We start from the raw sequence: 23,808 nt of genomic DNA, 5'->3' as shown, positions 1-23,808 counted from the left end.
CGCCCGTAGTCCCATGGCAGCCTCCACCACCGGCATTCACCTCCGCACCGGTTCGCGCGTGCTGCGCGACGGCGTCGAACTGCTGTCCTCGATGCGGTTCGCGATTTCCCTGCTCACGCTCATCTGCATCGCCTCGGTCATCGGCACCGTGGTGCGCCAGAACGAGCCGGCCATCAACTACGTCAACCAGTTCGGGCCCTTCTGGGCGGAGCTCTTCACGGCGGTGGGCCTGACGCGGGTGTACAGCGTGTGGTGGTTCCTGCTCATCCTGGCCTTCCTGGTGGTCTCGACGACGCTGTGCATCCTGCGCAACACGCCCAAGATCCTGGCCGACCTCAAGCACTACAAGGAACACATCCGCGAGCAAAGCCTGCTGTCCTTCCATCACCGGGGTGATGCCGACCTGGCGGAATCGCCGGACCAGGCCTTCGAGCGGGTGAAGGGGCTGCTGACCGGACACGGCTGGCGCGCCAAGGTGCAGGAGCGGCGCGACGACGGCGTGCTCCGCGGCACCATGATCGCGGCACGCAAGGGCGCGGCCAACAAGCTCGGCTACATCGCCGCGCATGCCGCCATCGTGCTGATCTGCATCGGCGGCCTGCTCGATGGCGACCTGATCGTTCGCGTGCAGATGCTGCTGCAGGGCAAGACGCCCTACGGCGGCTCAGGCATGCTCCGCGACGTCCCGGCGCAGCACCGCCTCGACGCCGGCACCCTCACCTTCCGGGGCAACATCGAGGTGCCCGAAGGTGCGCGCCGCGGCACCGCCATCCTGACGCAGCAGGACGGCGTCGTGCTGCAGGAGCTGCCCTTCGAGATCGAACTCAAGAAGTTCATCGTCGAGTACTACGACACCGGCATGCCCAAGCTGTTCGCAAGCGAGGTGCTGATCCACGACCGCGAGACCGGCCAGGTGACGCCGGCCACCGTGAAGGTGAACGAGCCGGCCTTTCACCGCGGCGTGGCGATCTACCAGAGCAGCTTCGACGATGGGGGCTCGCGACTGAAATTGCGGGCGCTGCCGCTGCAGCCCGGCATTGCGCCCTTCGAGATGAACGGTGTGGTCGGCACCGGCGGCACCCTGCCCCTCGCGGGCGTGGCCGACAAGGACAAGCTCACGATCGAGTTCACCGGCCTGCGCGCCATCAACGTCGAGAACATGCAGGCGGCCGCGAGCGGCACCGATGTGCGCAAGGTCGACCTGGTCGACAGCCTGGAGTCGCACCTCGGTTCCGGCGCGAAGGTGCGCACCGAGAAGGCCCTGCGCAACGTGGGCGCCTCCGTGAGCTACAAGCTGCGCGATGCCTCGGGCCAGGCGCGCGAGTTCAACAACTACATGTCGCCGGTGGAGATCGACGGGCAGCGCCTGTTCCTCGCCGGTGTGCGCGACAACCCCTCGGAGGCCTTCCGCTACCTGCGCATTCCGGTCGACGAGCGCGACAGCATCGCGCGCTGGCTGGCGTTGAACAGTGCGCTGCGCGACCCGGCCGCGCGCGCGGCCGCGGCCCAGCGCTACGCCCGCCAGGCGACGCCGGACGACAAGCCGACCATGCTGCCGCAACTGGCGCTGATGAGCACGAGAGGGCTCGACCTCTTCGCGGGCGCCGTGCCGCCCGAGGCCGGCGAAACGCCGCTCGGCGGGCTGCCGGCGCTGTCTCGCTACCTGGAGAAGACGATCCCTGAAGGTGAGCGCGAGCGGGTCTCGGAGGTGATGCTGCGTGTGCTGAGCGGCAGCCTGTACGAGCTCCTCAACCAGACGCGGGAGAAGGCCGGCCAGGCGCCGCTGCCGGCCGACACCGCCACGCAGACCTGGATGACCCAGGCGATGCTGACGTTGTCCGACAGCCAGTTCTATCCGGCGCCCGTGTTGCTCGAACTGACCGACTACGAGCACGTTCAGGCGAGCGTGTTCCAGGTCGCCCGTGCCCCGGGCAAGACACTCGTCTACCTCGGTTGCGTGGCGCTGATCGTCGGCGTGTTCGCGATGCTGTACATCCGCGAGCGTCGCCTCTGGATCTGGTTGCAGCCGACGGCCGGCGGCACCCACATCCGCACCGCGATGTCGACCACCCGCCGCACGCTCGACGCGGATGCCGAATTCGAGACGTTGAAGCAGGCCCTCTTGAAGGGCGGAGCCCAGCCATGAGCAGTACCACTTCCACCACGACCACCACCACCACGCTGGATTTCGGCCGCACCGGCTACTTCGCGCGGCGCAGCCTGTTCGACTGGCTCTTCGCGCTGCTCGTGCTCGCGGGCGGCGCCTGGGTCTTCGCGCAGTACGGCGCCTCGATGGATGTCTACGAGAAGCCCATCTTCGCCGCCACCCTGCCCTCCCTCATCGCGCTCGGATGGTTCTGGGGCCGGCTGCGCGTGCTCTCGCTGGTGGTGGGCGCTGCGGCCTTGCTGGCCATCGGCCTGTATCTGCAGCAGCGCGACGGCTTCGGCGCCGACCTCTCGCGTGCCGACAGCGTCTTCCTGCTGAAGTACTTCCTGTCCAGCCAGAGCGCGATCCTCTGGATGAGCGTGCTCACCTTCATGAGCACCGTCTTCTACTGGGTGGGCTTTGCCGCACGCGGCGAGGACAACACGGCGCTCAAGCTGGGCAGCCGTTTCGCCTGGGCTGCGGTGGGCATGGCGCTGGTGGGCACACTCGTGCGCTGGTTCGAAAGCCACCAGATCGCACCGGACGTCGGCCACATCCCGGTGAGCAATCTCTACGAGGTGTTCGTCCTCTTCTGCTGGCTCACCACGCTCTTCTACCTCTACTACGAGCAGCACTACCGCACACGCGCGCTGGGCGCCTTCGTCATGCTCGTGATCAGCGCCGCCACCGGCTTTCTGCTCTGGTACACGGTGGTGCGCGAAGCCCACGAGATCCAGCCCCTGGTACCTGCGCTGCAGAGCTGGTGGATGAAGCTGCACGTGCCGGCCAACTTCATCGGTTACGGCACCTTCGCGTTGTCGGCGATGGTGGCCTTCGCCTACCTGGTGAAGCACGCCGCGCAGCAATCGCGCTGGTGGCAGCTGGCGCCGCTGTTCCTGCTCGGCATGGTGCTCTGCCTCGAGCCGGTGGTGTTCCGCAAGAACCCGATCGAGGCCATCAGCAGCTACTGGGCCGTGTACTTCGGCATCGCGGCCCTGGTGACCGGCGGCATCCTGGCGGCCCGGCGCCGCATTGCCGAACGCCTGCCCGCCCTCGAAGTGCTGGACGACGTGATGTACAAGGCGATTGCGGTGGGCTTCGCCTTCTTCACCATCGCGACCATCCTCGGCGCCTTCTGGGCCGCGGAAGCCTGGGGCGGCTACTGGAGCTGGGACCCGAAGGAAACCTGGGCCCTGATCGTCTGGCTGAACTACGCTGCCTGGTTGCACATGCGCCTGATGAAGGGCCTGCGCGGGCCGGTCGCGGCCTGGTGGGCGCTGGTCGGGCTGGTGGTGACCACCTTCGCCTTCCTGGGTGTGAACATGTTCCTGTCCGGACTGCACTCCTACGGCGAACTCTGAGCGTGCTTCGGGTGGGGGACGGGACTATAGTAGGCATTCCCCGTCCAACCTGCCCGCCACCATGCCTTACGTCCGACGTGGCCCCGATGGCCAGATCGAAAGCTTGCACCGGCACGGTGCCGAGGGCATGGAATTCCTGCCCGACGGCCATGCCGAGCTGATGGTGTTCCTCGGTCACACCGCCCCGAATCCCAGCGACTTCGGCCGGCTCGACGCCGACTTCGTCCGCGTGATCGAGGACGTGATCGACACCCTCATCGTCAAGAACATCATCAACATCACCGACCTGCCGGGCGAAGCGCAGGCCAAGCTGTTCGCACGAAAGAACTTCCGCGAACGGGTGGCGCGCAACTCGCTGCGCCTGTTCGTCGACACCGGCTTCAACTCGCTGATCGACGACACCAACTTCGGCGAGCTTCGCTGAGCGGGCGGCGGCGGCGGCGGCGCCGCTGCAGGGCCCCGAGGCCGGACTCGATCGGCAGCGTTTGCTTGCGACGCCCGGCCGCCGTGAAAGGCCGTTTGCGGGCGGAACTGTGCGGCGCCGCGCGGCTCGAACCCATCCCTGTGCAGACGGCGCCCAGCGCCTCGAGGAGACGGCATGCATTTCCTGAAAGACCGTGGTTTCGTTCACCCCGCGTCGTCCGAGATCACCCCGCGGGCCGTCTACGAGCAGCGCCGCACCATGCTGGCGGCACTGGCCGCCGGCGGCAGCGGCCTGGCCCTCGCCGCATGGGCGGGCCGCGAGGCCATGGCCCAGACGCCGCGGCCCAACAAGCTGGCCGCACTGCCCGGGCAGCGCAGCGCCGTGGCCGGTGCCGCCACCATGGAGCGGCCCACGGCCTACGCCGACATCACGACGTACAACAACTTCTACGAGTTCGGCACCGACAAGGCCGACCCGGCCCGAGCCGCCGGCACGCTCAAACCTCGGCCGTGGACGGTGGCCGTGGAAGGGGCGGTGGCGAAACCGCGCAGCTTCGACCTCGACGAACTCCTCAAGCTGGCACCGATGGAAGAGCGGGTCTACCGGCTGCGCTGCGTCGAAGGGTGGTCGATGGTGATCCCGTGGGTCGGCTACTCGCTGTCGGCGCTGATCAAGCGCGTCGAGCCCACGAGCGATGCGAAGTTCGTCGAGTTCGTCACCCTGGCCGACCCGAAACAGATGCCGGCCCTCGGTTCCCGGGTGCTGTCCTGGCCGTACGTCGAAGGCCTGCGCATGGACGAGGCGATGAACCCTCTGACCCTGCTGGCCTTCGGCCTCTATGGCGAGGTGCTGCCCAACCAGAACGGTGCGCCTTTGCGTCTGGCGGTGCCATGGAAATACGGCTTCAAGAGCGGCAAGTCCATCGTCAAGATCCGCTTCACCGACAAGCAGCCACTGACCTCGTGGAACCGCACGGCGCCCGAGGAGTACGGCTTCTATTCGAACGTCAACCCGAACGTGGACCACCCACGCTGGAGCCAGGCCAAGGAGCGCCGCATCGGTGAGGACGGGCTGTTTGCCAAGAAGCGCGCGACGCAGATGTTCAACGGCTACGAGGCCCAGGTGGCGTCGCTCTACGCCGGCATGGACTTGAAGAAGTTCTTCTGAGCCGGCTGACGGCACCGCGCCCATGTCATCCATCCTGCCGCCCGGTGGCGGCTCCTCGGCCCGTGCCGGCACGGGCCTGACCCCGCAGGCGACCGGTTCTGCGCCTTCGTCGGGCGCGGGGCCCACCCTGGCCCGCGCCGCGAATGGGCCTGTGAAGTCGCCCGCTGCAGCTCGCACGGACGGGTCCGCCACCTCAGCGGCCCGCGCTCGGAAGGGCCTGCTGTTGCATCCCGCGGCCAAGCCCGTGCTGTTCCTTGCCGCCCTCCTGCCACTGGCGTGGCTGGTGTGGGGCGCGGTCACCAATGGCCTCGGACCCAACCCGGCCGAAGCCCTCATCCGCGGGCTCGGCGACTGGACGCTGCGCCTGCTCTGCCTGACGCTCGCCATCACCCCCGTGCGCCAGTGGATCGGCAAGCCGGCGCTGGCCCGCTTCCGGCGCATGCTGGGCCTGTTCACCTTCTTCTACGGTTGTCTGCACTTCCTGAGCTACGCCTGGCTCGACAAGGAATGGCTGATGGCCGAGATCGCACGCGACATCGCCAAGCGCCCCTTCATCCTCGTGGGCTCCCTGGCGCTGCTGCTGATGCTGCCGTTGGCGGCCACCTCGTTCAACCGCGCCATCAAGGCGCTGGGGGCGGCACGCTGGAAGCTGCTGCACCGGCTGGTCTACGGCACCGCCCTGCTCGGCCTGCTGCACTTCTTCTGGATGCGGGCCGGCAAGAACGACTTTGCGGAAGTGGCGGTCTATGCCGCCGTGCTCGGCGTATTGCTGGGATGGCGCGTGGTGCAGCGCCTTCGCACGACGCGCTGAGCCGCGCCGTGCCGGCACACGGCGGCGCGCTTCAAAGGCGCATGGCTGTCGTCTCCGCCAAGCGGCCGCCCAGGAAGTAGGCGGTCAGGAACGGCCCCTGGTCGTCCAGGCCCCAGCTGACCAGTACGCTTGCGCCGGCCACGGTCCGGTTCACCGACAGCGTCTGGCCCGGGCAGCCAACGATGCGAAACACCTCGTCGACGGTCATGCCGTCGCGCAGCTGCGACACCGCCACGCGCGTCGGCAGGCAAGCCGCCGTGCCGACGCCTGTCAGGTCGGTGGCGGTGACGTCGTAGAGCACGCCGTTCTCGAAGTTGGCCATCAGGTAGGGGCCGCCCCCCTGGCGCCCCCAGTCGAGTGCATGGCGCATCACACCGCCCGAGGACGACTCGTAGATGCGGCGCCCGTCGCAGCCCATGGTGTCGATGACCTGGGCTTCCGAGGTGTTGATTCGCAGGGCGTCGAACTGCTCGATGGTTGGCGTGCAGACCGTGGTGGGGCCGTGCGCATCGGCCGGCCCGGCGGCGGGCGAGTCGTTGCCGCCGCCTCCGCAGGCGGCAAGCAGCGCGGCGAGGCACGAGGTGGAGCACCAGCGGAGAAGGGAGAGATTCATCAGGAAGCCTTTGCGAGGAGATGGCGTGGAGACTGCTCGCTGCAGTGTCCGGCCACCCGCCTTGCAGGCTCCCTTCAGAGCCCCCGACTTTCCAGCTGCACCAGCAGCAGGTCCACCAGCTGCAGCACCTGGGCACGGTCACGCACGTCCACCGGCACGATGGGACACACGACACCGAGGTGGGCCGCCACCTCGGCGTAGGCATCGGATGCGGTCAACGCGTCGTGTCCGTCGCGCGCGATGCCGACCACGCACGCCGTGCGGTGGATCAGGTCAGTGAAGTTCTCGAGGTAGATGGCGAGGTCGGCCAGGGGGTCCGGCCGACCGGGGTCGACCAGCACGACCAAGCCGATGGCGCCGTCCGCGAGATTCCGCCAGGTCGGCTCGAAGCGCCGCTGGCCCGGCGTGCCGTACAGGCGCAGCCGATCGCCGTTGTCCAGGCGCAGGTCGCCGTGGTCAATGGCCACGGGCACGGGACTGTCGCCGAGGGTGGTGCGGACGGGCGGTGCGTCGAGCAGGTTCGCCACGGCGGTGCTCTTGCCGACGCCGATGGTGCCGGTGAAAAGGATGCGGTGCTCGCGGTCCATGGCGTTCACGGGAGTCCGAGTCGGGAGCGGATGCGACCGATCAGGCCCGACGAGCCCGTCGAGGGCGCCGACGCGTCGGGATGGTCGGGGTCGATGAGCCATTCGGCCACGCCGTTGCCATGCAGCATGGCGGCAAAGGCATGGCAGGTGGCCAGGGGAATGCCGGACTTGGCGGCGAGTTCTTCCACGGCGAACGGCCGCGCGCCCAGCATGGTGGCGAGGCGAAGGTAGCGCAGGTCCGATCGCAGCAGGGAATCCGGCGGCCACCGCATCAGCTGCAGTCGCCGGCCGCCGGCCACGCCCGCCGACTCGCTGCCGCGAGCCACCGGTCGCACGAGTTCCAGGTCGAGCTCGATCTGCGCGCTGGCACGATCGAGCTGGCTCCAGAGATCGTCCGCACGCAGGGGCAGGCCGACCCGCACGATGGCCGTGGGGGGCGCCACGGGCTCGGCGTAGCCGACCGGCGCAATCAAGGCGTGCACCGGGTCGGCATCGGCCGCAGTCCAGTGGTCGCGTGTCTTGCCGGCCAGCAGCTTGACCATGGACTTGATCACGAGCACGTCGCGCTCGGGCAGGCCCGTCACGCGGTAACGGCGCTCAGCGGGTCGGGGAGCCGGTGCCTGCACCATGTCTCAGACCACCGTGTCCCAGGGCTTGGACAGGCGCATCGCGCCATTGATGATGCCCACCATCGAATATGTCTGCGGGAAGTTGCCCCACAGCTCGCCGGTGCCCGGCGACAGGTCCTCGGACAGCAGGCCCACGTGGTTGCGCCGCGAGAGCAGCGTCTCGAAGATCTCCCGCGCCTGCTCCACCCGCCCGATGCGCGCCAGGGCGTCGATGCGCCAGAACGAGCAGACGTTGAAGGCGGTCTCGGGGCGCCCGAAGTCGTCTGGGGCCTCGTACCGTCGCATGAAGGGGCCATCGCAAAGCGAGGCCTCGAGGGCGTCGACGGTGGCGATGAAGCGGGGATCGCGCGGGTTGATGAAGCCCACCTCGGCCATCAGCAGCACGCTCGCATCGAGGTCGCGGCCGCCGAAGCTCTCGACGAACGCCTGGCGCTCCTCGCTCCACGAGGCTTCGAGGATGCGACGCTGGATGACCGCCGCGCGCTCGGACCACATCACGGCACGGTCGCGAAGGCCCAGCACCGTGGCGATCTTGCCGAGCCGGTCGCACGCGGCCCAGCACATGAGCGAGGACGAGGTGTGCACGCGCGAGCGGGTGCGCAGTTCCCACATGCCCGCATCGGGTTGGTCATGGAGCTGCCAGGCGCGCTCGCCCACCGGTTCCAATGCGGCGAAATCGTCGACGTCCGCACGCCGGAACAGCCGGTGGTCATGGAAGGCCTGCGCCGCGCCGAGCACGATGTTGCCGTAGACGTCGTGCTGGAAGTGCTCGTACGCCTGGTTGCCCACGCGCACCGGCCCCATGCCACGGTAGCCGGCCAGGTGGCCCAGTTCCCGCTCGACCAGACCCTGCTCGAGGCCGACGCCATAGAGCGGCTGCACGTGACCGCCATCGGCGCTTCGCACGACGTCGTGCACCCAGCGCAGGTAGTCTTCCATCGTGCCGACCTCGGACAGGCTGTTGAGCGCCCGCACCACGAAGAAGGCATCGCGCAACCAGCAGTAGCGGTAGTCCCAGTTGCGGCGGCTGTGCGGCGCTTCGGGAATGCTGGTCGTCATCGCCGCGACGATGGCACCCGTGTCGCCGTACTGGCACAGCTTCAGCGTGATGGCCGAGCGGATGACCGCGTCCTGCCACTCGAGCGGCAAGGCCAGGCGTCGTGTCCACTCACGCCAGTAGAGGCTCGTCTGCTCCTCGAAGTCGCGAGCCGTGTCACCGATGCCGCTGCTGATGGTCTCGTCGGGGCCGAGGAGCATGCTGATCGGCGCATGCAGGGAGAACCAGGTCTCGTCGAGCACGTAGGTGAGCGGCGCATCGGTGCTCAGGCGCAGCGTGCCGGCCGGCGAGACGTAGCGCAGGTGGTTGCTGCCGCGCGTGATGGACGGCGCGGTGGCGCCCCACTCGCTGCGCGGTCGCACGATGAGCCGCACCCGCGGGCGCCCGTTGATCGGGCGGATTCGACGCACCAGTTGAGCCGGATGGAACATGCGCTCGCGCACCCAGAAGCGAGGCGCGAAGTCGGTGACCTCGATGCCATGGCCGGCGGCGTCGTACAGGCGCGTGCGGACCACGGCGGTGCCCGGCTCGTAGAACTGCTCGCTGCGCACGGCGCCTTCGAGTTCGACGGCGAGCGTGCCGTCGTGGCCGACGCCGTTGGCGGAATCGAGCAGGGCGTGGAAGACCGGATCGCTGTCGAAGCGCGGCATGCAGCACCACACGATGCGCGCATGCCGATCGATGAGCGCACTGATGGCGCAATTGCCGATCAGCGCGAGGTCGAGTCCCGCTTCACGATGTAGTTCTTGCCGTTCCACGCCCGGTCCGATCACGAATTCTCCTTTTCCTGTAGGCCTTGTCCGACACGAGAAACCGCCGATTGGCCACAACGGTCCACTGTACAGTCGTCCGCATGGTTTTGTGCAATGCAACGTCATTGCCTCTTGGCGCTTTCACTCCTTTGGATCCGGCCCCCGCTGCGGGCCGCCCGCGACATCAATGACCTCACTGCGACTGCAGCTTCGCTTCCTGCTTCCCCTTGTTCTCACGCTGATCGCCACGGCCTATCTCGTGCTGCCGATCATGGACCGGCTCACCTTGAGGTGGTTCTCGCGCGACCTGAACCTGCGTGGGTCCCTGGTGGCCAGTGCGCTCTCGGATTCCATCGCGGAGAACCGCCAGGACTTCCGCACCCAGCGGCTGCAGACCCTGATCAACCGCGCCGCGCAGGACGAACGCCTGGTCGGCATCGGGCTGTGCTCCATCGAAGGCGAGGTGGTTCGTCGCACGGCCGGCTTCCCGAGTTCCCTGACCTGCGACAAGGCGCGCGAGATCGCGGCCCTGAACGAATCGCAGCTCAAGCTCGAGGGCGGCTCGGTGCAAGTGGGCATGCACCCGATCAATGGCGACGCCGGCCGCATGGCCGATCTCGTCATCCTGCATGACCTGAGCTTCCTCGAGCGGCGCAGCCAGGACACGCAGAAGTACCTCATCATCCTGATCGCGAGCCTGGGCCTCGCGATGACGCTGATCACCGTCGTCGTCGCGCAGATCAGCTGGCGCGGGTGGATGGCCGGTGCGCGCGCACTGCTGCGTGGCGAGGGCGTGCTGATGCCGATGTCGCAGTCGTCGAACAACACGCCGGCGCCGGAGCTGGCGCCCCTGGCGGCCGACCTGCGCGCGCGGCTGCGCGACCTGGAGGACGAGTACCGGCGCGCCCAGGGGCCCGATGCGGAATGGAACCCCGAACGCCTGCGCACGCTGCTGCGCACGCAGTTGCGCGGCGACCAGGTGATCGTGGTCTCGAACCGCGAGCCCTACATCCACGAGAAGGGCAAGGACGGCGTGATCGTCAAGCGTCCGGCGAGCGGCCTCGTCACCGCCGTCGAACCCGTGATGCGCGCCTGCTCGGGCACCTGGATCGCCCACGGCAGCGGCAGTGCCGACCACGACGTGGTCGACGCGAACGACCGTGTCATGGTGCCCCCGGGCCAGGACGAATACGTGCTGCGCCGCCTGTGGCTCACGCCCGAGGAGGAACAGGGCTTCTACTACGGGTTCTCCAACGAAGGCCTGTGGCCACTGTGCCACGTGGCGCACGTGCGGCCGGTCTTCCGCGAGGCGGACTGGAATCGCTACCGCGAGGTGAACCAGCGATTTGCCGACGCCGTCGTGGCCGAGGCCGTGGTCGAGGATCCCGTCGTGCTGGTCCAGGACTACCACTTCGCCCTGCTGCCGGCGATGATCCGCAAGAAGCTGCCGCGCGCGACCATCCTGACCTTCTGGCACATCCCCTGGCCCAACCCGGAGTCCTTCGGCATCTGCCCGTGGCGCCGGGAAATCCTCGAAGGCATGCTGGGCAGCACCATCCTCGGCTTCCACACGCGCTTCCACTGCAAGAACTTCATCGAGACGGTCGACCGCTTCCTCGAGGCCCGCATCGAGCACGAGCACTCCACCATCTCGTTCCACGACGACGACACGCTGGTGGAGAGCTACCCCATCTCGATCGAATGGCCCTCGGAGGCCGAGATGTCGACCTGGGCGCCGGTCGATGCGTGCCGGCGCATCGTGCGTGAGCGCTTCGGCTATGGCACCGAGCACCGCATCGCCGTCGGCGTCGACCGCTTCGACTACACCAAGGGCATCCTGGAGCGGCTGCATGCGGTCGAACGCCTGCTCGAGAAACACCCCGAGTGGGTGGGCAAGTTCTCCTTCATCCAGGTCGCCGCGCCCTCGCGCAGTTCGCTCGAGGAATACCGCGCCTTCCAGGACCGCATCCAGCAAGTCACCGAGCGCATCAACAAGCGCTTCGGCGCCGAGGGCTACACGCCGGTGCACCTGCTCGCGGAACACCACGAGCACGCAGCGCTCATCGAGCTCTACCGGGCGGCCGACATCTGCGTCGTCACCAGCCTGCACGACGGCATGAACCTCGTCTGCAAGGAGTTCGTCGCCGCGCGCGACGACGACCAGGGCGTGCTGATCCTGAGCCGCTTCGCCGGCGCCGCGCGCGAGATGCCCGAAGCCTTGATCGTCAACCCGTACCACGTCGAGGAATGCGCCGATGCGCTGGCGCTGGGCCTGAACATGCCCCCGGCCGAGCAGCGCGAGCGCATGGCCAGCCTGCGCGCCAACGTGCGCGAGTTCAACGTCTACCGCTGGGCCGGTCGCATGCTGGCCGACGGCGGTCGCTCCCGCCTGCGTGACCGCATCCAGGCCCGCCTCAAGCGGCACCAGCAGACGACATGAGCCTGCCGCAGCACCCGTTTGCCGACAACATGATGAAGCACCTCTTCACGCCTCCGGGCGAGCAGGCCCTGTCGACCGTGATGGCCCTGCGCCCGCTGCTCGCCTTCGACTTCGATGGCACCCTGGCCCCGATCGTGGCCCGTCCGGACGATGCCCGTGTGTCAGCGGCCATTGCCCAGCAGCTGCGCCAGCTGGCGACGGTGCTGCCCGTCGCCATCGTCACCGGCCGCAGCGTGGCCGACGTCACGCCGCGCCTCGGCTTCCAGCCTCACTATGTGGTCGGCAACCACGGGGCCGAGGATCCGCTCGATCCGTCTCCGCCGCACCTGAGTCCGTCACTGGATGCGTTGCGACTGCGGCTGGCCGATGCCGGGCCGGCTCTGGCTGCCGCCGGGGTGTCGATCGAGGACAAGGGCTACTCGCTGGCATTGCACTACCGCCTCGCCCGCGATCGCGACCAGGCCGAAGCCACGATCGAATCGCTCATGCGCTTTCTCGAGCCCGGCCTCGAAGCCTTCGGCGGCAAGTGCGTGGTGAACGTGGTCGACCGTACGGCACCCGACAAGGGAGTCGCCGTCGCCCGCCTCGTGGAGCGGTCCGGGGCCTCGGCCGCGGTGTTCGTGGGCGACGACCTTAACGACGAATCGGTGTTCGTGCGCGCCCCGGCCCACTGGCTCACCGTGCGCATCGGCCGGGATGATCCACGGTCGCGCGCAGCCTATTTCCTCGACGGCCACGCCGAGATGGCCCTCTTCCTCGGCATGATGCTCAACGCCCTCGCGCAGCCCTGAGCGGGGCCCTGCACCGCACCTTCATCGGGCGGCGGGCAATCGCTGCAGCTGCAGCTCGGCCAATGCCCCGTAGAGCGGCGGACTGAGCAGGCGCGAGACCAGGCTGGCCAGCAGTGCACTCGCCATGAGGCTGAGCACCATGCCGTGTCCGTCGACCATCTCCATGACGATGATGAACGACGTCAACGGCGCCTGGGTGACGGCCGCCAGGAACCCGGCCATGCCGAGCGCGATCAGCGCCTGGGTGTCCCGGAATCCGGTCAGCCAGGCCACATCGTTGCCCAGGCTTGCACCGATCGACAATGCCGGCGCAAAGATCCCGCCCGGGACCCCGCTCCAGGCGGTGAGCCACGTCGCGAGGAACTTGAACAAGGCGTAAACGCCCGGCGTGCTCCCCTCGCCTTCGAGCAGGGCCCGCGTCGACTGATAGCCACTGCCATACGTTGCGCCTCCGGTGACCACGCCGATCACCGCCACCACCCCCGCACAGAGGGCCGCGAAGACGAGGGGTCGGCGTTGGCGGAGCCGACTGGCCCGGTCGCTTCCGGTGCTCATCGACGTGATGAGCAGTCGGGAGAACAGCCCGCCGGCCAGGCCGCTCACCGCGGCCACCAGAAGGCCCGGGCCGACCAGTGACAGGGTGATCTCCGGCACCCGGATGACGCCGAAGTAGGTCGAATTGCCGTACACCGACACGGCCATGAGGCCGGCCAGCACGATGGCTGCGATGAGCAGGCCGCTGCTGCGCTGCTCGGGGCGGCGTGACAGCTCCTCGATGGCGAACATCACACCGGCCAGCGGCGTGTTGAAGGCCGCGGCGATGCCGGCGGCCCCACCCGCGACAAGCAGGCCGTGCTCCGTGACCGTGCTGCGCTCGGGCAGCCAGCGTCTGGCATGGTGCATCACGCCTGCGGCGATCTGCACCGAGGGGCCTTCCCGGCCCATCGACATGCCGGCGAGCAGACCCCACGACGTCATGACCGTCTTGGCCAACGCCAGCTTCAGTGACACGAACAAGCTGTGTTGATGCGAGTCGACGCTCGTGTCCAGCGCCGCCATGACCTGCGGGATGCCGGAACCGGCGGCACCAGGGGCGAACCGCCGGGTCAGGAAGACGATCGCCACCGCGCAGAGCGGCATCCACAGCAGGGGCGCCCACCACACCGCATCGACAAGGCGTTCGAAGCCATGGTGGGCACGCTCGGCCATCCAGGTGAAGGCCACGATGGTGAGTCCGGATGCGGCGGCGAAGGCCAGCACGAGCACGCGGGTCACCCAGGGCCGCCAGTCGGACAGTTCCTGTCGAACGGATTCAACGGGGTCAGGCGAATGGTTCATGGAAGGGCACGGGGAGGTTCTCCCCGGCCCCAGCAAAAGCCGCGCCTGCTCAGCCCTTCGGCTTGGCCGCAGGACGGCAGTTCGGCGGCAGGTGCAGCGCCGGGATGTCCGTCGCGTCGGCGCCCTGCACCGCCATCTTGTCCGGGACGGGGCCGCCCGCGCACACCCAGACCAAGGGCACCTGGGGGTAGTCGGGCACGGCGGCGGGCCTGAGGCTCAGGCGCTTCCCGGCAAGCGCGCCGTTCGCACCGTTGCCGAACACGAGGTGCAGCACGCCGTCGCGCACGGTGACCGAGGAGAGAAAGCTGCCGACGATGCGGTCGGCTGGCGGCAGGCCGGCTTCCTCGTTGTCGGCGGGAAAGGTGCCGCTGAGCGCATGCTTGGTGGCGACCGCCTGGCGGGCGAAGGCGACGTGCTCCAGCGTCTCGGCCACTTGCTTGCGCACCACCCGGTCGGTGAGGTTGGGCGCGGCCATCAACGCGAGGATGGCCAGCACCGCCATCACGACGATCACCTCGATGAGGGTGAATCCGCGGTGGGGTCGGCAAGGACGGCGCATGGTCGGCAGGGGCGGGCAGCGAGGACCCGACGACTGTACGCCAGCGCCGGCGTCCCGGTCGGCCCGGTTCGTGACAGCCCGTTTCGAAGTGCTATATGATCTTCATCATTCAATCACGGAGCGCTGGCATGGATCCACTCGCCCCCCGAGGAAATCGCCGCACACCGGCGCCCTGCACCCTGCCGGCGGCAACGGGTCGCCCGGGGGCCGGCCGGCGATCCTCCGCGCCGCGCGACGGCAAGGGCCGACCATGAGCGCCCCGACGTCGGCCGAACCGCTCGCCGCTGCACCGACCACGGCGATGCTGGCGGCCCGTGCGCGCACCGAGCGGCTGCTGAAGGGCCCGGTGGCCGCGACCCTGCTCGCCCTCGCAGCGCCCAACCTCGTGGTGATGCTGGCACAGGCAGCGGCCAACTTCCTGGAAAGCTACTACGTCGGCCTGCTCGGTGTGGACGCGCTGGCGGGCGCCGCGCTGGTGTTTCCGGTCGTCATGCTGATGCAGATGATGTCGGCCGGCGGCATCGGCGGCGGCATCTCGTCGGCCGTCGCCCGCGCCATCGGGGCCGGCGACCACGCCCGCGCGGAGGCCCTCGTGCTGCATGCCGTCGTCATCGGGGCCGTGCTCGGGCTGCTGTTCACCGGCGCCGCGCTGCTCGGCGGCCCCTGGCTGTACGCGACGATGGGCGGGCGCGACGCGGCCCTGACCTCGGCGCTCACCTACTCGAATGCCATCTTCGCGGGCGCCACCCTGCTGTGGCTGCTCAACGCCTTCGCCAGCGTGCTTCGCGGCAGCGGCAACATGCGGCTGCCCGCGATCGTGCTCGCCAGCGGCGTGGTGCTGCTCGTGGTGGTGTCACCGGTGCTGATCTTCGGGGCCGGACCGCTTCCCGCCCTGGGCATCGCGGGCGCCGGGTACGCCTTCGTCCTGTACTACGCCTTCGGCGTCCTCATCCTCGGGCGCTACCTGCTGCGTGGCGACGGCGGCCTGCGCCTGCGCTGGCGTCAGCCGCTGCAGCGCGCCCTGTTCGCCGACATCCTCGGGGTGGGCGGCGTCGCGGTGGTCAACAACATCAACAGCAACCTGGCCGTCGTGGCGGCCACGGCCTTCGTCGCGCCCTTCGGCATCCCGGTGCTGGCCGGCTTCGGCCTCGGCATCCGACTGGAATACCTGCAGGTGCCGATCGTCTTCGGCTTCGGCACGGGCATGGTGGCCATGATCGGGATGAACGTCGGCGCCGGCCAGTTCGCACGCGCACGGCAGATCGCCTGGACGGGCGCCTTCATGGCCGCGGCGGCGACCGAGGTGGTGGGCCTGGCCGCCGCGATCTTTCCGCAGGCCTGGCTGGGCCTCTTCACGCGGGACGCCGCGGCCATCGAGGCGGGCTCGGCCTACCTTCGCACGGTGGCGCCGTTCTACGGCCTCTTCGGCCTGGGCCTCGCCCTCTACTTCGCGTCCCAGGGCGCGAGGCGAATGAACTGGTCGACGATCGCGGGCTTCGCGCGGCTCGGCGTGATCGTCATCCTCGGACACATCGCCATCACGCGCCTGGGTGGCGGCCTGGCGGCCTTGCTGGCCGTGCTCGTCGTTGCGCTCCTTGCCTTCGCCGCCCTGGCCTGCGTGCCCTGGATTCCGCGCGCCGTCGACCGCCCCACCCGCCCGTCCGCCTCGGCCACACCCCTTGCCTCCACCGGAAACGCCCGATGATCGAGCCGCTCTATCTCGACGACCTGCGCGTCGGCGACCGCTTCACGACCGGCGAGTACGCCCTCGACGCCGAAGCGATCAAGGCCTTCGCCGCGGTCTACGACCCCCAGCCCTTCCACCTCGACGAGGTCGCGGCCGCCGATTCCCTGTTCGGCGGATTGGCGGCCAGCGGCTGGCAAACCGCCGCCATCACCATGCGACTGATGGTGACGAGCGGAATGAAGATCGCGGGCGGGCAGATCGGTGCCGGCTGCGAACTGCAGTGGCCGCGTCCGACGCGCCCGGGCGACGTGCTGCGGGTGGAAAGCGAGGTGCTCGAGCTGCGCCCTTCGGCGACCCGGGCCGACCGCGGCATCGTGGTGCTGCGCAGCGAGACACGCAACCAGCATGGCGACCTGCTGATGGTGCTCACCGCCAAAGTGATGATGCAGCGCCGGACGACCTGAGTCCGATCGCCGTTACGTCAGCCGACCACGCTGCGGTACGGCCACAGCAACCGCGCATAGGCGGCCTCTGCGCGTTCCAGTGAGTGCGGCGAGCGCGAAAGCCGCTGGGCGTACATGAAGCTCATCATCAGCCCGAAGATCTCGAAGACGAGCTGCTCCGGGTCGGTGTCGGGCCGCAGGTGCTTCAGTTCCACGGCCTTCTGGATGGTTCGCTCGAGCGCCTTCTGCCAGAGCACGAAGCCTTTCACCAGGCGCTCCCGCAACGGGAGGTGGATAGGGTCCGACTCGAAGGTGCAGTGCCCGTAGAGCGAACCGAGCAGCACGTGCATCTCGCTGCCGCCGGTGATCCACAGGTGCATGATCGCGTCCAACCGCGGCAGGCCGGGGGGCGCAGCCAGCGCCGGCTCGAAGACCGTGCGCTGGAAGTAGGCCTCGTAGGTGTCGAGCACCATGTTCTTCAGCGCCTCGATGGACCCGGCACGCAGGGCGACCCCGCCCTTGCTGATGCCCAGCTCCTTGGCAACGCTCGTGAGGGACACGCTCTGCAAGCCCTGCCGGCGGGCGATGTCGAAGCCGGCGGCCACGATGGCGGCCAGCGTCTGCTCGCTCTTGTCGCTGCGTTTTCTCGTCATGTCGATCTCAGTTCGGCTGCGCGAAGTGTACGGGCGCGCACGGACGATGCCTGGCCCCGCCGGAACCGGCCCGGCAAGGCAAAACCGTGTCGCAGTTCACGAAATGAAGGTCAAGACGGTCAAAAGCTTGTGAAGGTCCCGGTGCCCGGGTAAACCCGATACGCGATCGATGAACGACCGTTCATCGTGCTCCGGCAGCCGGCATCGCCAGGCTGTGGACCACCACAACATCGGAGCCAACATGAAGACCCTCGTTCGACTCGCTGCCGCCTGCAGCCTTGCATTCGTCGCCGCCAGCGGCGCGCTCGCCCAATCCAATCCGTACCAGAAGGGCCCGGACCCCACCGTCAGTTCGCTCGAAGCGGCACGGGGCCCGTTCGCGGTCGGGTCCACGCGCATCAGCTCCAGCGTGAGCGGCTTCGGCGGCGGCACCCTGCACTACCCCACCGCTCCCGGCAGCTATGGCCTGATCGCGGTGGCGCCGCCCTTCATCGCACAGTCGTCCTCCATCGGCTGGTTGGGTCCCCGCCTCGCCTCGCACGGTTTCGTGGTGGTGCTGATCGACGTGAACAGCACGCTCGATTTCCCGGAGAGCCGCTCACGCCAGCAGCTCGCGGCCATCCAGTACGCCATCAACCAGAGCCGGAGCGCTTCGAGCCCGGTGTACAACAAGGTGGATGCCACGCGCATCGGCCTGTCCGGCCACTCCATGGGCGGTGGCGCCACGCTGCTGACCGCGCGCAACGCACCGACCAACATCCGCGGCGCCTTCCCGCTCACGCCGTGGAGCAGCGACAAGAACTTCTCTCGTCTGACCGTTCCAGCTGGCATCCTGGCCTGCGAGAACGACACCGTGGCGTCCAACACGAGCCACTCGAGCGCCTTCTACAACAGCATCCCGGCGAGCACGCCCAAGGCCTACTACGAGCTGCGCGGCGAGAGTCACTTCTGCCCGCAGAGCCCGTCGAACAATCCGGTGATCGGCAAGTACATCGTGTCGTGGATGAAGAACTTCGTCGACAACGACACCCGCTACGCGCCGTTCCTGGCCGGCGCCCTGCCGCAGGCCGACCTGGCGTCGCGCCGCTTCTCCGCCCTGCGAACCAGCGGCCTCTGAGCGAACGCCCCCCGGGCGGCCCGGCAACGGGTCGCCCCTTGCCGCCCCGCCGTGATCCGGCGGGGCGTTTTCACGTCAGGCAGGCCGGGAGGATCGCGAGATCCTTCACACCGCGTGCGGGCGCAAAGGCCGGGCCGGCTCAGGTCCGGCGGCCAGCGGCCGAAAACGAGGGGTTCCTCGTCATCCCCTCCGCCTCATGCCGGCCCTGTTCCACTGTCTTCGAGTCCCGCTGCTCGGCCTGACGTCCCGTGCCCTGGTCGCGGCGCTTGTCGGCGCGCCGGCCGCACACGCCTTCGACAGCCCTTCGTTGCGCCTGAGCGGGTTCGGCACACTGGGCGCCGCCCACGCGCACGTCGACGGACCGTGGAGCTTCCGGCGCGACGTGCTGCAGCAGCCCACCGGGCGCGGCGTGCAGACACGGGTCGACAGCCGGCTCGGCCTGCAGGCCAACCTGCGCCTGCCGCACCAGTGGGAAGCGGTGCTGCAGGGCGTGGCCAAGCCGCTGGCCCACGAGGCCCCGCTGTCCCAGCACCTCGAATGGGCATTCCTGGCGCACCGGCCCGCGCCGGGGCTCACCATCCGGTTCGGGCGCGTCAGCAACGACATGTTCCTGGAGTCCGAGTACCGCAATGTCGGCTTCGCCATGCCCTGGATCCGCTCCAACATGGAGTTCTACGGCTGGAGCCCCCTGCCCTCGCTGGACGGCGCCGACATCGCCCAGCGCTGGCAATCCGGCGAGGCCCGCTGGCGGGCCAAGCTGGCCATCGGCCAGTCGGACCTGGACGTGCCCTCGTACGGCGGCAAGTCGATCGGATTCCGTGCCCGCGATGCCTTGGCCGCTTCGGTCTCGCGCGAGGAAGGCGGGCTGCTGGTCAAGCTCAGTTTCGTCCAGATGAAGATCGCCTTTACCGGGGCGGACGAGCTCTCGGCCGTCGCGGCCGGACTGCGGGCCATCGAAGGCAACCCGCTCGCTCCCGAGCGGATGCGGGCGGAGGCGCGCTCGCTGGCCGACGGCATGCTGCTGGGCAGCGTGATGTCGCGCTATGCCACGCTCAGCGTGCAGCACTCCGCGGGTCCGTGGCTCACCCAGTTCGAGGCCAACCGCGGCTACAGCAGCGGCGGCCGGGCGTCCGACGACTGGCATGCGTACGCGGCGCTCGCCTACCGCGCCGAGCCCTTCACCGTCTTCGGCATGACCGGGCAGGCACGCCCGATGGCCGAGGCGGCGCGCGCTCCCGCCTGGACCGGCCCCACCTACGCCCTCGGCGCCATCGGCGCCGCGATCAGCAACGTGGGCCGCGTCGAGCAGGAATCGGTGTCCGCCGGCCTGCGCTGGGACATCAACCCCCAGATGGCCGCGAAGTTCCAGTACGACCACTTCCGCATCGGCGAGCATGGCGGCACGCTCTGGGGCGACAGCGACAACAGCGGTCGCCGGGCCAACGTCGTCTCCTTCGTGATCGACTCGGTGTTCTGAGATGAGCCGTCTCGCGCAGTTTCTTCGCGTGCTGGCCGCGGTCGCCCTGCTGGGCGGCCCGGTTGCGGCTCGTGCCGATGTCTACGTCGTCGTGCACCCCGAGTACGCCGTGCGGGCCATGACGCAGGCCCAGACCCTGGACCTCTTCATGGGCCGCACCCGCCACTTTTCCAACGGCGACCCGGCACTGCCGCTGGACCAGCCGCGCAACAGCCCGGCCCGCGCCCGCTTCTACCGGGCGCTGACCGGCATGGACCTCGCCCAGGTGAACAGCTACTGGGCGCGCCTGATGTTCAGCGGCCAGACCATGCCGCCGGAGCCGATTGCCAGCGAGGCAGCCGTCCTGGCCGCGGTGAGGCAGAACCCTGCCGCGATCGGCTATGTGCTGGCCGAACCGGCAGATCGGAGCGTCCACGTCGTCTTCGTCCTGAAGGAAGCGCCGTGAAGCGGACGAACGGGTTCGGCCTGCGCAGCATCCGCACGCGCTTCGTCCTGCTGCTGCTGGCGAGCGCCGGGCTCTTTGCCGCGGTGGCCGCGACGATCACCTACACGGTGGAATACCAGCGGACGGAAGCCGCCGCCCTGCAGACGATCGAGGACCTGATGACGGCGGTGGAGAAGACCGCTGCGGTGGGCACCTTCACGGGCGACCGGCTGCTCATGCAGGAAGTGATTGAAGGGCTCGCGCGCAACCGCCTCGTGGCCTCGGTGCGCATCGTCGATGATCGCGGCCAGGTCCTCGCGTCAGGGGCCGTCGCACAGGCTGACAGGCGCACCGCACCGCCCCTTCAGCGAGCCCTGATCTCACCCTTCATCACCGGCCAGGAGATCGGTGCGCTGCAGGTGACGGAGAACCAGCCGTTCATCGCGGCGGAAGCACGCCAGCGCGCCCAGACCATGTCGGCCCTGCTCGCCGGGCTCATCGCGCTGATCGCCTGGGTGCTGCACCTGACGGTCGCCCGTTTCGTCTCGCGACCGATCGTGCAGCTTGCCCGTGCCCTGCGCGACATGCCGCCCGGCACCCGGGAGCGCATCGCGGTACCCGCTCCACACGCGCGCGATGAGTTCGGCATGCTCATCGCCGGCGCGAACAGCCTGCTCGAGACCAATGCCGGCGCGCTCGCGCGCGAGCGCGCGCTGCGGGCCGACGTCGAGCGCATGGAAGCCCAGTACCGGGAGATCTTCGACGCGACCAGCGCCGGCATCTTTCTCCTCGACGAATCGGGCCGGCTCATCGATGGCAACCCGACGGTGCTGCGGCTGCTCGGCCGCCCGGACAACGACATGGCCCTGCTGCGCGGCACCGACTTCCTGGCGTCCGCCTTTGCCGAGCCGGTGCGGGCCCGTGAGCTGGTGGAACGGGCGGCTCACAGCCGTCAGACCGAGGCGACGGATCTGTGCGTCGTCACGCCCCAGGGCTTGCCGACCTGGGTGCATTGCCTGCTTTCGGTGCGGCAGCGGGAACAGGGCGGACGCCTGGTGGAAGGCGTGATGTATGACATCACCGACCGCAAGCGCACCGAGGGGCAGGTGCGTCACGAGGCGGAGCACGACGTGCTGACCGGACTCAAGAACCGCCGGGCGGCTCAGGACGCCATCAATCGCATCGTGGCCGAGGCCGCGGCCGGTGGCGTCGGCGCGACCCTGCTTTTTCTCGACCTCGACGGTTTCAAACGAGTCAACGACCAGCACGGCCATCCCGCCGGAGACGCCGTGCTGGTGCAGTGCGCCGAACGCATGCGCCAGGTCGTGCGCCGCGCGTCCGACCTGGTGGGGCGGCTGGGCGGTGACGAGTTCGTCGTCATGCTGCCGCACATCGGCGCGAGCGACCCCCAGGGTGCGGCCGTCGCCGCTGCACTGATCGAATCGCTTGCCGAGCCGTTCGAGCTGCCCGATGGGGGCCGGGCCTCCATCGGCGCCAGCATCGGGATGGCCGCGTACCCGGTCCACGGCGACAACCGCGGTGCCCTGGAGGCCAGCGCCGACGAAGCGCTCTACGCCGTCAAGCGCACCGGCAAGCGCAGCTTCGCCATGGCCGTTGCCCCTTCAAACCGGAGCGCCCCCCGATGAGAGCCCAGGATCGTTCCGACTTCGCCGTTCAATGCCGCGCGCTGGGGGCCCGGCTGGCCGAGGGCGAGCTGCCGCTGGCCGAGTTCCGCGGCCGCATCTGCGCCCTGCTCACGGAGCGCTTCTCGGTGTCGCGCGCCAGCCTGTGGCGCTTTGTCGGTGCGGGCGTCGACCGTCGCATGTGCTGCGTGGGCATCGGCACCATGAGCGGCCAGTTCGACCCGGGCGGCGCGGTGCTGCACGCCAACGCCTTCGGCGGCTACTTCGAGGAGCTCGTCACCCGGGGCGTCTACAGTGCGCCTGACGTTCACGTGGACCCGCGGCTCGCCGGCCTCGCGCCGTACTTCGAGGCCACCGGCGTGCGCGCGCTCCTGGACACCTGCTTCGCCATCAACGGCCTTCCCTTCGGCGTGCTGTGCCTCGAGGAAACTCGGCACACCCGCCAGTGGACGGCCGCGGAGGGCGCGGCCCTGCGCCAGGCGGCCAGTGCCTTGAGCCTCGTCGTCGCCCGGCTCGGGCCGGAGTTCGACTTCGGCGTGCGGCACGACGACTGATCACGTCTCGTCGAAGGACAGGCCTTCGGCGGCCATCCACTCTCCAGCTGCCCGAAAGGCCGCCACCGACGCCGGCACGCCCGCATAGGGGCCGACGTGCAACAGCACCTCGCGCAGTTCAGCCAGGGTGGCACCGTTGTTGAGCGCCCCGCGCAGGTGGCCCTTCAGTTCGTGGACATGGCCGAGCGCGGCGAGCATCGCCACCGTGCACAGGCTGCGCTGCTTGAGGTCGATGCCGCCGCGCTGCCAGGTGGCGCCCCACGCGTGTTCGCTCACCAGCTCCTGCAACGGGCGGGTGAAGGGCGTGGCACTGGCCAGTGCACGGTCGACGAAGGCGTCGCCCATCACCTGGCGGCGACGGGACTCGCCGGCACTGCGGGCGGGGGATGCGGAGGAGGCGGTGTCGGTCATGGCGAGGCTATGGAGTCAAAGGGCAGAACCCGGAGGCCAGCACGATAGCCCAACTCGGGTCATCCACCCCGATGGCGGCGCGGCCATCACGCGCGAGCGCCCACGGGCGTATCCTGCAAACTTGCCCGAGACGCCTCATTTCTTCAGGACCGCCTTCATGCAACGCACGACCCATGCCGCACTGATCGCCGCCCTCGCCGCTTCCCTCCTGTCGGCCTGCCAGAGCTATGCCCCCGACGGCATCAAGCCGGGCACCACGGTCGCGCAGGTGCAAGCCGGCATGGGGCCTCCCACCGCCACCTTCGCCATGCCCGACGGCGGCAGCCGGCTGGAATACCGCCGCGGCCCCTATGGCAAGCACACCTACATGATCGACGTGGACGCGGCCGGTCGCGTACTCAGCGCCACGCAGGTGCTCACTGAGGCCCAGTTCGCCCGCATCGCCCTCGGGCAGTCACGGGACGAGGTGCTGCGCGCCATCGGCCACCCGTCAGACGTGAAGGTGCTCGGCTGGCAGAACCGCATGCTGTGGTCATACCGCTACGACGCGGTGTTCTGCACCTGGTACCAGGTGAGCTTCGACACCGAGTGGAAGGTGGTCGACACCGGTTACGGACCCGACCCGATGTGTGATCGGGACGAGCGGGAATGGTGATGCCCCCGCCAGGCCGCTGAGCCCCACCTCCGAGAAGGGCTCGCCGGGGCACCGGCCCGCACTGCCGAT

The 23,808-nt window shown here is 69.2% G+C and carries 23 protein-coding genes; 15 read left to right on the top strand and 8 right to left on the bottom strand.

From position 1 onward, the window contains the following. Positions 1–13 precede the first annotated feature (13 nt). The 5 genes from ACSQ2F_RS00675 to ACSQ2F_RS00655 all read left to right on the top strand — a co-directional run bounded on the left by ACSQ2F_RS00675 (position 14) and on the right by ACSQ2F_RS00655 (position 5,909). Complete coding sequence (locus tag ACSQ2F_RS00675) at positions 14–2,146, top strand: cytochrome c biogenesis protein ResB (RefSeq protein ID WP_436018744.1); 2,133 nt, start codon at positions 14–16, stop codon at positions 2,144–2,146. Beyond that, a complete protein-coding gene (gene ccsB / locus ACSQ2F_RS00670; RefSeq protein ID WP_436018743.1) occupies positions 2,143–3,507 on the top strand; it encodes a c-type cytochrome biogenesis protein CcsB in 1,365 nt (454 codons plus the stop codon). Before ACSQ2F_RS00675 ends, ccsB begins: the two co-directional genes overlap by 4 nt. Before the next feature lie 127 nt (positions 3,508–3,634). Further along, a complete protein-coding gene (locus ACSQ2F_RS00665; RefSeq protein WP_436018741.1) occupies positions 3,635–3,931 on the top strand; it encodes a hypothetical protein in 297 nt (98 codons plus the stop codon). 174 nt (positions 3,932–4,105) lie between these two features. Then, complete coding sequence (gene msrP, locus ACSQ2F_RS00660; protein ID WP_436018739.1) at positions 4,106–5,098, top strand: protein-methionine-sulfoxide reductase catalytic subunit MsrP; 993 nt, start codon at positions 4,106–4,108, stop codon at positions 5,096–5,098. A 217-nt stretch (positions 5,099–5,315) separates the two neighbouring features. Further along, entirely contained in the window at positions 5,316–5,909 is a 594-nt protein-coding gene (locus ACSQ2F_RS00655) for a sulfite oxidase heme-binding subunit YedZ (RefSeq protein ID WP_436026689.1), read from the top strand. A gap of 31 nt (positions 5,910–5,940) precedes the next feature. Here ACSQ2F_RS00655 and ACSQ2F_RS00650 read toward each other — a convergent pair whose 3' ends face one another. From ACSQ2F_RS00650 to ACSQ2F_RS00635, 4 genes are all read right to left on the bottom strand, one after another. Then, positions 5,941–6,522, bottom strand: coding sequence for a hypothetical protein (locus tag ACSQ2F_RS00650; RefSeq protein ID WP_436018737.1), 582 nt, complete (start codon positions 6,520–6,522; stop codon positions 5,941–5,943). A 74-nt stretch (positions 6,523–6,596) separates the two neighbouring features. Next, positions 6,597–7,109 carry a GTP-binding protein gene (locus ACSQ2F_RS00645; protein WP_436026688.1) on the bottom strand — a complete coding sequence of 171 codons (513 nt, stop codon included), beginning with the start codon at positions 7,107–7,109 and terminating at the stop codon, positions 6,597–6,599. Positions 7,110–7,114: 5 nt separating this feature from the next. After that, positions 7,115–7,738, bottom strand: a complete 624-nt coding sequence (locus ACSQ2F_RS00640; RefSeq protein ID WP_436018735.1) for a hypothetical protein — start codon at positions 7,736–7,738, stop codon at positions 7,115–7,117. 3 nt (positions 7,739–7,741) lie between these two features. Then, positions 7,742–9,553, bottom strand: coding sequence for a glycoside hydrolase family 15 protein (locus tag ACSQ2F_RS00635; RefSeq protein WP_436018733.1), 1,812 nt, complete (start codon positions 9,551–9,553; stop codon positions 7,742–7,744). A gap of 181 nt (positions 9,554–9,734) precedes the next feature. Here ACSQ2F_RS00635 and ACSQ2F_RS00630 point away from each other — a divergent pair, with 181 nt between their 5' ends. Both ACSQ2F_RS00630 and otsB read left to right on the top strand, forming a co-directional pair. Beyond that, the gene (locus ACSQ2F_RS00630; protein ID WP_436018731.1) at positions 9,735–11,987 is read left to right on the top strand and encodes an alpha,alpha-trehalose-phosphate synthase (UDP-forming); all 2,253 of its coding nucleotides are present in this window, start codon (positions 9,735–9,737) and stop codon (positions 11,985–11,987) included. Continuing rightward, complete coding sequence (otsB, locus tag ACSQ2F_RS00625) at positions 11,984–12,778, top strand: trehalose-phosphatase (protein ID WP_436018729.1); 795 nt, start codon at positions 11,984–11,986, stop codon at positions 12,776–12,778. The genes ACSQ2F_RS00630 and otsB overlap by 4 nt, the downstream gene beginning before the upstream one ends. A gap of 21 nt (positions 12,779–12,799) precedes the next feature. Here the strand turns inward: otsB and ACSQ2F_RS00620 are convergent, their stop codons facing one another. Both ACSQ2F_RS00620 and ACSQ2F_RS00615 read right to left on the bottom strand, forming a co-directional pair. Then, on the bottom strand, positions 12,800–14,116 hold the full coding sequence (locus ACSQ2F_RS00620; RefSeq protein WP_436018727.1) for a chloride channel protein: 1,317 nt from the start codon (positions 14,114–14,116) through the stop codon (positions 12,800–12,802). Positions 14,117–14,165: 49 nt separating this feature from the next. Then, on the bottom strand, positions 14,166–14,675 hold the full coding sequence (locus tag ACSQ2F_RS00615) for a pilin (RefSeq protein ID WP_436018725.1): 510 nt from the start codon (positions 14,673–14,675) through the stop codon (positions 14,166–14,168). A gap of 250 nt (positions 14,676–14,925) precedes the next feature. Here ACSQ2F_RS00615 and ACSQ2F_RS00610 point away from each other — a divergent pair, with 250 nt between their 5' ends. Further along, entirely contained in the window at positions 14,926–16,380 is a 1,455-nt protein-coding gene (locus ACSQ2F_RS00610; RefSeq protein WP_436018723.1) for an MATE family efflux transporter, read from the top strand. After that, the gene (locus ACSQ2F_RS00605; protein WP_436018721.1) at positions 16,377–16,826 is read left to right on the top strand and encodes a MaoC family dehydratase; all 450 of its coding nucleotides are present in this window, start codon (positions 16,377–16,379) and stop codon (positions 16,824–16,826) included. Before ACSQ2F_RS00610 ends, ACSQ2F_RS00605 begins: the two co-directional genes overlap by 4 nt. 17 nt (positions 16,827–16,843) lie before the next feature. On the opposite strand, the gene ACSQ2F_RS00600 is transcribed toward ACSQ2F_RS00605, so the two are convergent. Continuing rightward, a complete protein-coding gene (locus ACSQ2F_RS00600) occupies positions 16,844–17,458 on the bottom strand; it encodes a TetR/AcrR family transcriptional regulator (RefSeq protein ID WP_436018719.1) in 615 nt (204 codons plus the stop codon). Between the two features lie 241 nt (positions 17,459–17,699). Here ACSQ2F_RS00600 and ACSQ2F_RS00595 point away from each other — a divergent pair, with 241 nt between their 5' ends. The 5 genes from ACSQ2F_RS00595 (at position 17,700) to ACSQ2F_RS00575 (ending at position 22,673) form a co-directional block, all read left to right on the top strand. After that, complete coding sequence (locus ACSQ2F_RS00595) at positions 17,700–18,575, top strand: dienelactone hydrolase family protein (RefSeq protein WP_436018717.1); 876 nt, start codon at positions 17,700–17,702, stop codon at positions 18,573–18,575. 196 nt (positions 18,576–18,771) lie between these two features. After that, positions 18,772–20,052 (top strand): hypothetical protein, encoded by a 1,281-nt coding sequence (locus ACSQ2F_RS00590; RefSeq protein WP_436018715.1) that lies wholly within the window; start codon positions 18,772–18,774, stop codon positions 20,050–20,052. A gap of 1 nt (position 20,053) precedes the next feature. Next, positions 20,054–20,497: a hypothetical protein gene (locus ACSQ2F_RS00585; protein ID WP_436018713.1), complete on the top strand. Its 444-nt coding sequence runs from the start codon at positions 20,054–20,056 to the stop codon at positions 20,495–20,497. Beyond that, entirely contained in the window at positions 20,494–22,122 is a 1,629-nt protein-coding gene (locus ACSQ2F_RS00580; RefSeq protein ID WP_436018711.1) for a diguanylate cyclase domain-containing protein, read from the top strand. Before ACSQ2F_RS00585 ends, ACSQ2F_RS00580 begins: the two co-directional genes overlap by 4 nt. Then, positions 22,119–22,673, top strand: coding sequence for a GAF domain-containing protein (locus ACSQ2F_RS00575; protein ID WP_436018709.1), 555 nt, complete (start codon positions 22,119–22,121; stop codon positions 22,671–22,673). The genes ACSQ2F_RS00580 and ACSQ2F_RS00575 overlap by 4 nt, the downstream gene beginning before the upstream one ends. Here the strand turns inward: ACSQ2F_RS00575 and ACSQ2F_RS00570 are convergent, their stop codons facing one another. Next, on the bottom strand, positions 22,674–23,084 hold the full coding sequence (locus tag ACSQ2F_RS00570) for a carboxymuconolactone decarboxylase family protein (protein WP_436018707.1): 411 nt from the start codon (positions 23,082–23,084) through the stop codon (positions 22,674–22,676). Between the two features lie 157 nt (positions 23,085–23,241). On the opposite strand from ACSQ2F_RS00570, the gene ACSQ2F_RS00565 reads away from it, so the two are divergent. After that, positions 23,242–23,739: a hypothetical protein gene (locus tag ACSQ2F_RS00565; protein WP_436018705.1), complete on the top strand. Its 498-nt coding sequence runs from the start codon at positions 23,242–23,244 to the stop codon at positions 23,737–23,739. Positions 23,740–23,808 lie beyond the last annotated feature (69 nt).

This window comes from Rhizobacter sp. LjRoot28 (assembly GCF_964253025.1).
Taxonomy (GTDB): Bacteria; Pseudomonadota; Gammaproteobacteria; order Burkholderiales; family Burkholderiaceae_C; genus Rhizobacter.
The sequence above is the reverse complement of the archived record's forward strand: the minus strand, read 5'-3'. Positions and strand labels throughout refer to the sequence as shown.

Coding starts and splice junctions, on each gene's coding strand:
- ACSQ2F_RS00605 (WP_436018721.1), top strand. CDS start 16,377: ATGATCGAGCCGCTCTATCTCGACGACCTGCGCGTCGGCGACCGCTTC.
- ACSQ2F_RS00600 (WP_436018719.1), bottom strand. CDS start 17,458: ATGACGAGAAAACGCAGCGACAAGAGCGAGCAGACGCTGGCCGCCATC.
- ACSQ2F_RS00575 (WP_436018709.1), top strand. CDS start 22,119: ATGAGAGCCCAGGATCGTTCCGACTTCGCCGTTCAATGCCGCGCGCTG.
- ACSQ2F_RS00675 (WP_436018744.1), top strand. CDS start 14: ATGGCAGCCTCCACCACCGGCATTCACCTCCGCACCGGTTCGCGCGTG.
- ACSQ2F_RS00585 (WP_436018713.1), top strand. CDS start 20,054: ATGAGCCGTCTCGCGCAGTTTCTTCGCGTGCTGGCCGCGGTCGCCCTG.
- ACSQ2F_RS00565 (WP_436018705.1), top strand. CDS start 23,242: ATGCAACGCACGACCCATGCCGCACTGATCGCCGCCCTCGCCGCTTCC.
- ACSQ2F_RS00620 (WP_436018727.1), bottom strand. CDS start 14,116: ATGAACCATTCGCCTGACCCCGTTGAATCCGTTCGACAGGAACTGTCC.
- ACSQ2F_RS00645 (WP_436026688.1), bottom strand. CDS start 7,109: ATGGACCGCGAGCACCGCATCCTTTTCACCGGCACCATCGGCGTCGGC.
- msrP (WP_436018739.1), top strand. CDS start 4,106: ATGCATTTCCTGAAAGACCGTGGTTTCGTTCACCCCGCGTCGTCCGAG.
- ACSQ2F_RS00570 (WP_436018707.1), bottom strand. CDS start 23,084: ATGACCGACACCGCCTCCTCCGCATCCCCCGCCCGCAGTGCCGGCGAG.
- ACSQ2F_RS00590 (WP_436018715.1), top strand. CDS start 18,772: ATGCCGGCCCTGTTCCACTGTCTTCGAGTCCCGCTGCTCGGCCTGACG.
- ccsB (WP_436018743.1), top strand. CDS start 2,143: ATGAGCAGTACCACTTCCACCACGACCACCACCACCACGCTGGATTTC.
- ACSQ2F_RS00610 (WP_436018723.1), top strand. CDS start 14,926: ATGAGCGCCCCGACGTCGGCCGAACCGCTCGCCGCTGCACCGACCACG.
- ACSQ2F_RS00615 (WP_436018725.1), bottom strand. CDS start 14,675: ATGCGCCGTCCTTGCCGACCCCACCGCGGATTCACCCTCATCGAGGTG.
- otsB (WP_436018729.1), top strand. CDS start 11,984: ATGAGCCTGCCGCAGCACCCGTTTGCCGACAACATGATGAAGCACCTC.
- ACSQ2F_RS00665 (WP_436018741.1), top strand. CDS start 3,635: ATGGAATTCCTGCCCGACGGCCATGCCGAGCTGATGGTGTTCCTCGGT.
- ACSQ2F_RS00595 (WP_436018717.1), top strand. CDS start 17,700: ATGAAGACCCTCGTTCGACTCGCTGCCGCCTGCAGCCTTGCATTCGTC.
- ACSQ2F_RS00650 (WP_436018737.1), bottom strand. CDS start 6,522: ATGAATCTCTCCCTTCTCCGCTGGTGCTCCACCTCGTGCCTCGCCGCG.
- ACSQ2F_RS00640 (WP_436018735.1), bottom strand. CDS start 7,738: ATGGTGCAGGCACCGGCTCCCCGACCCGCTGAGCGCCGTTACCGCGTG.
- ACSQ2F_RS00630 (WP_436018731.1), top strand. CDS start 9,735: ATGACCTCACTGCGACTGCAGCTTCGCTTCCTGCTTCCCCTTGTTCTC.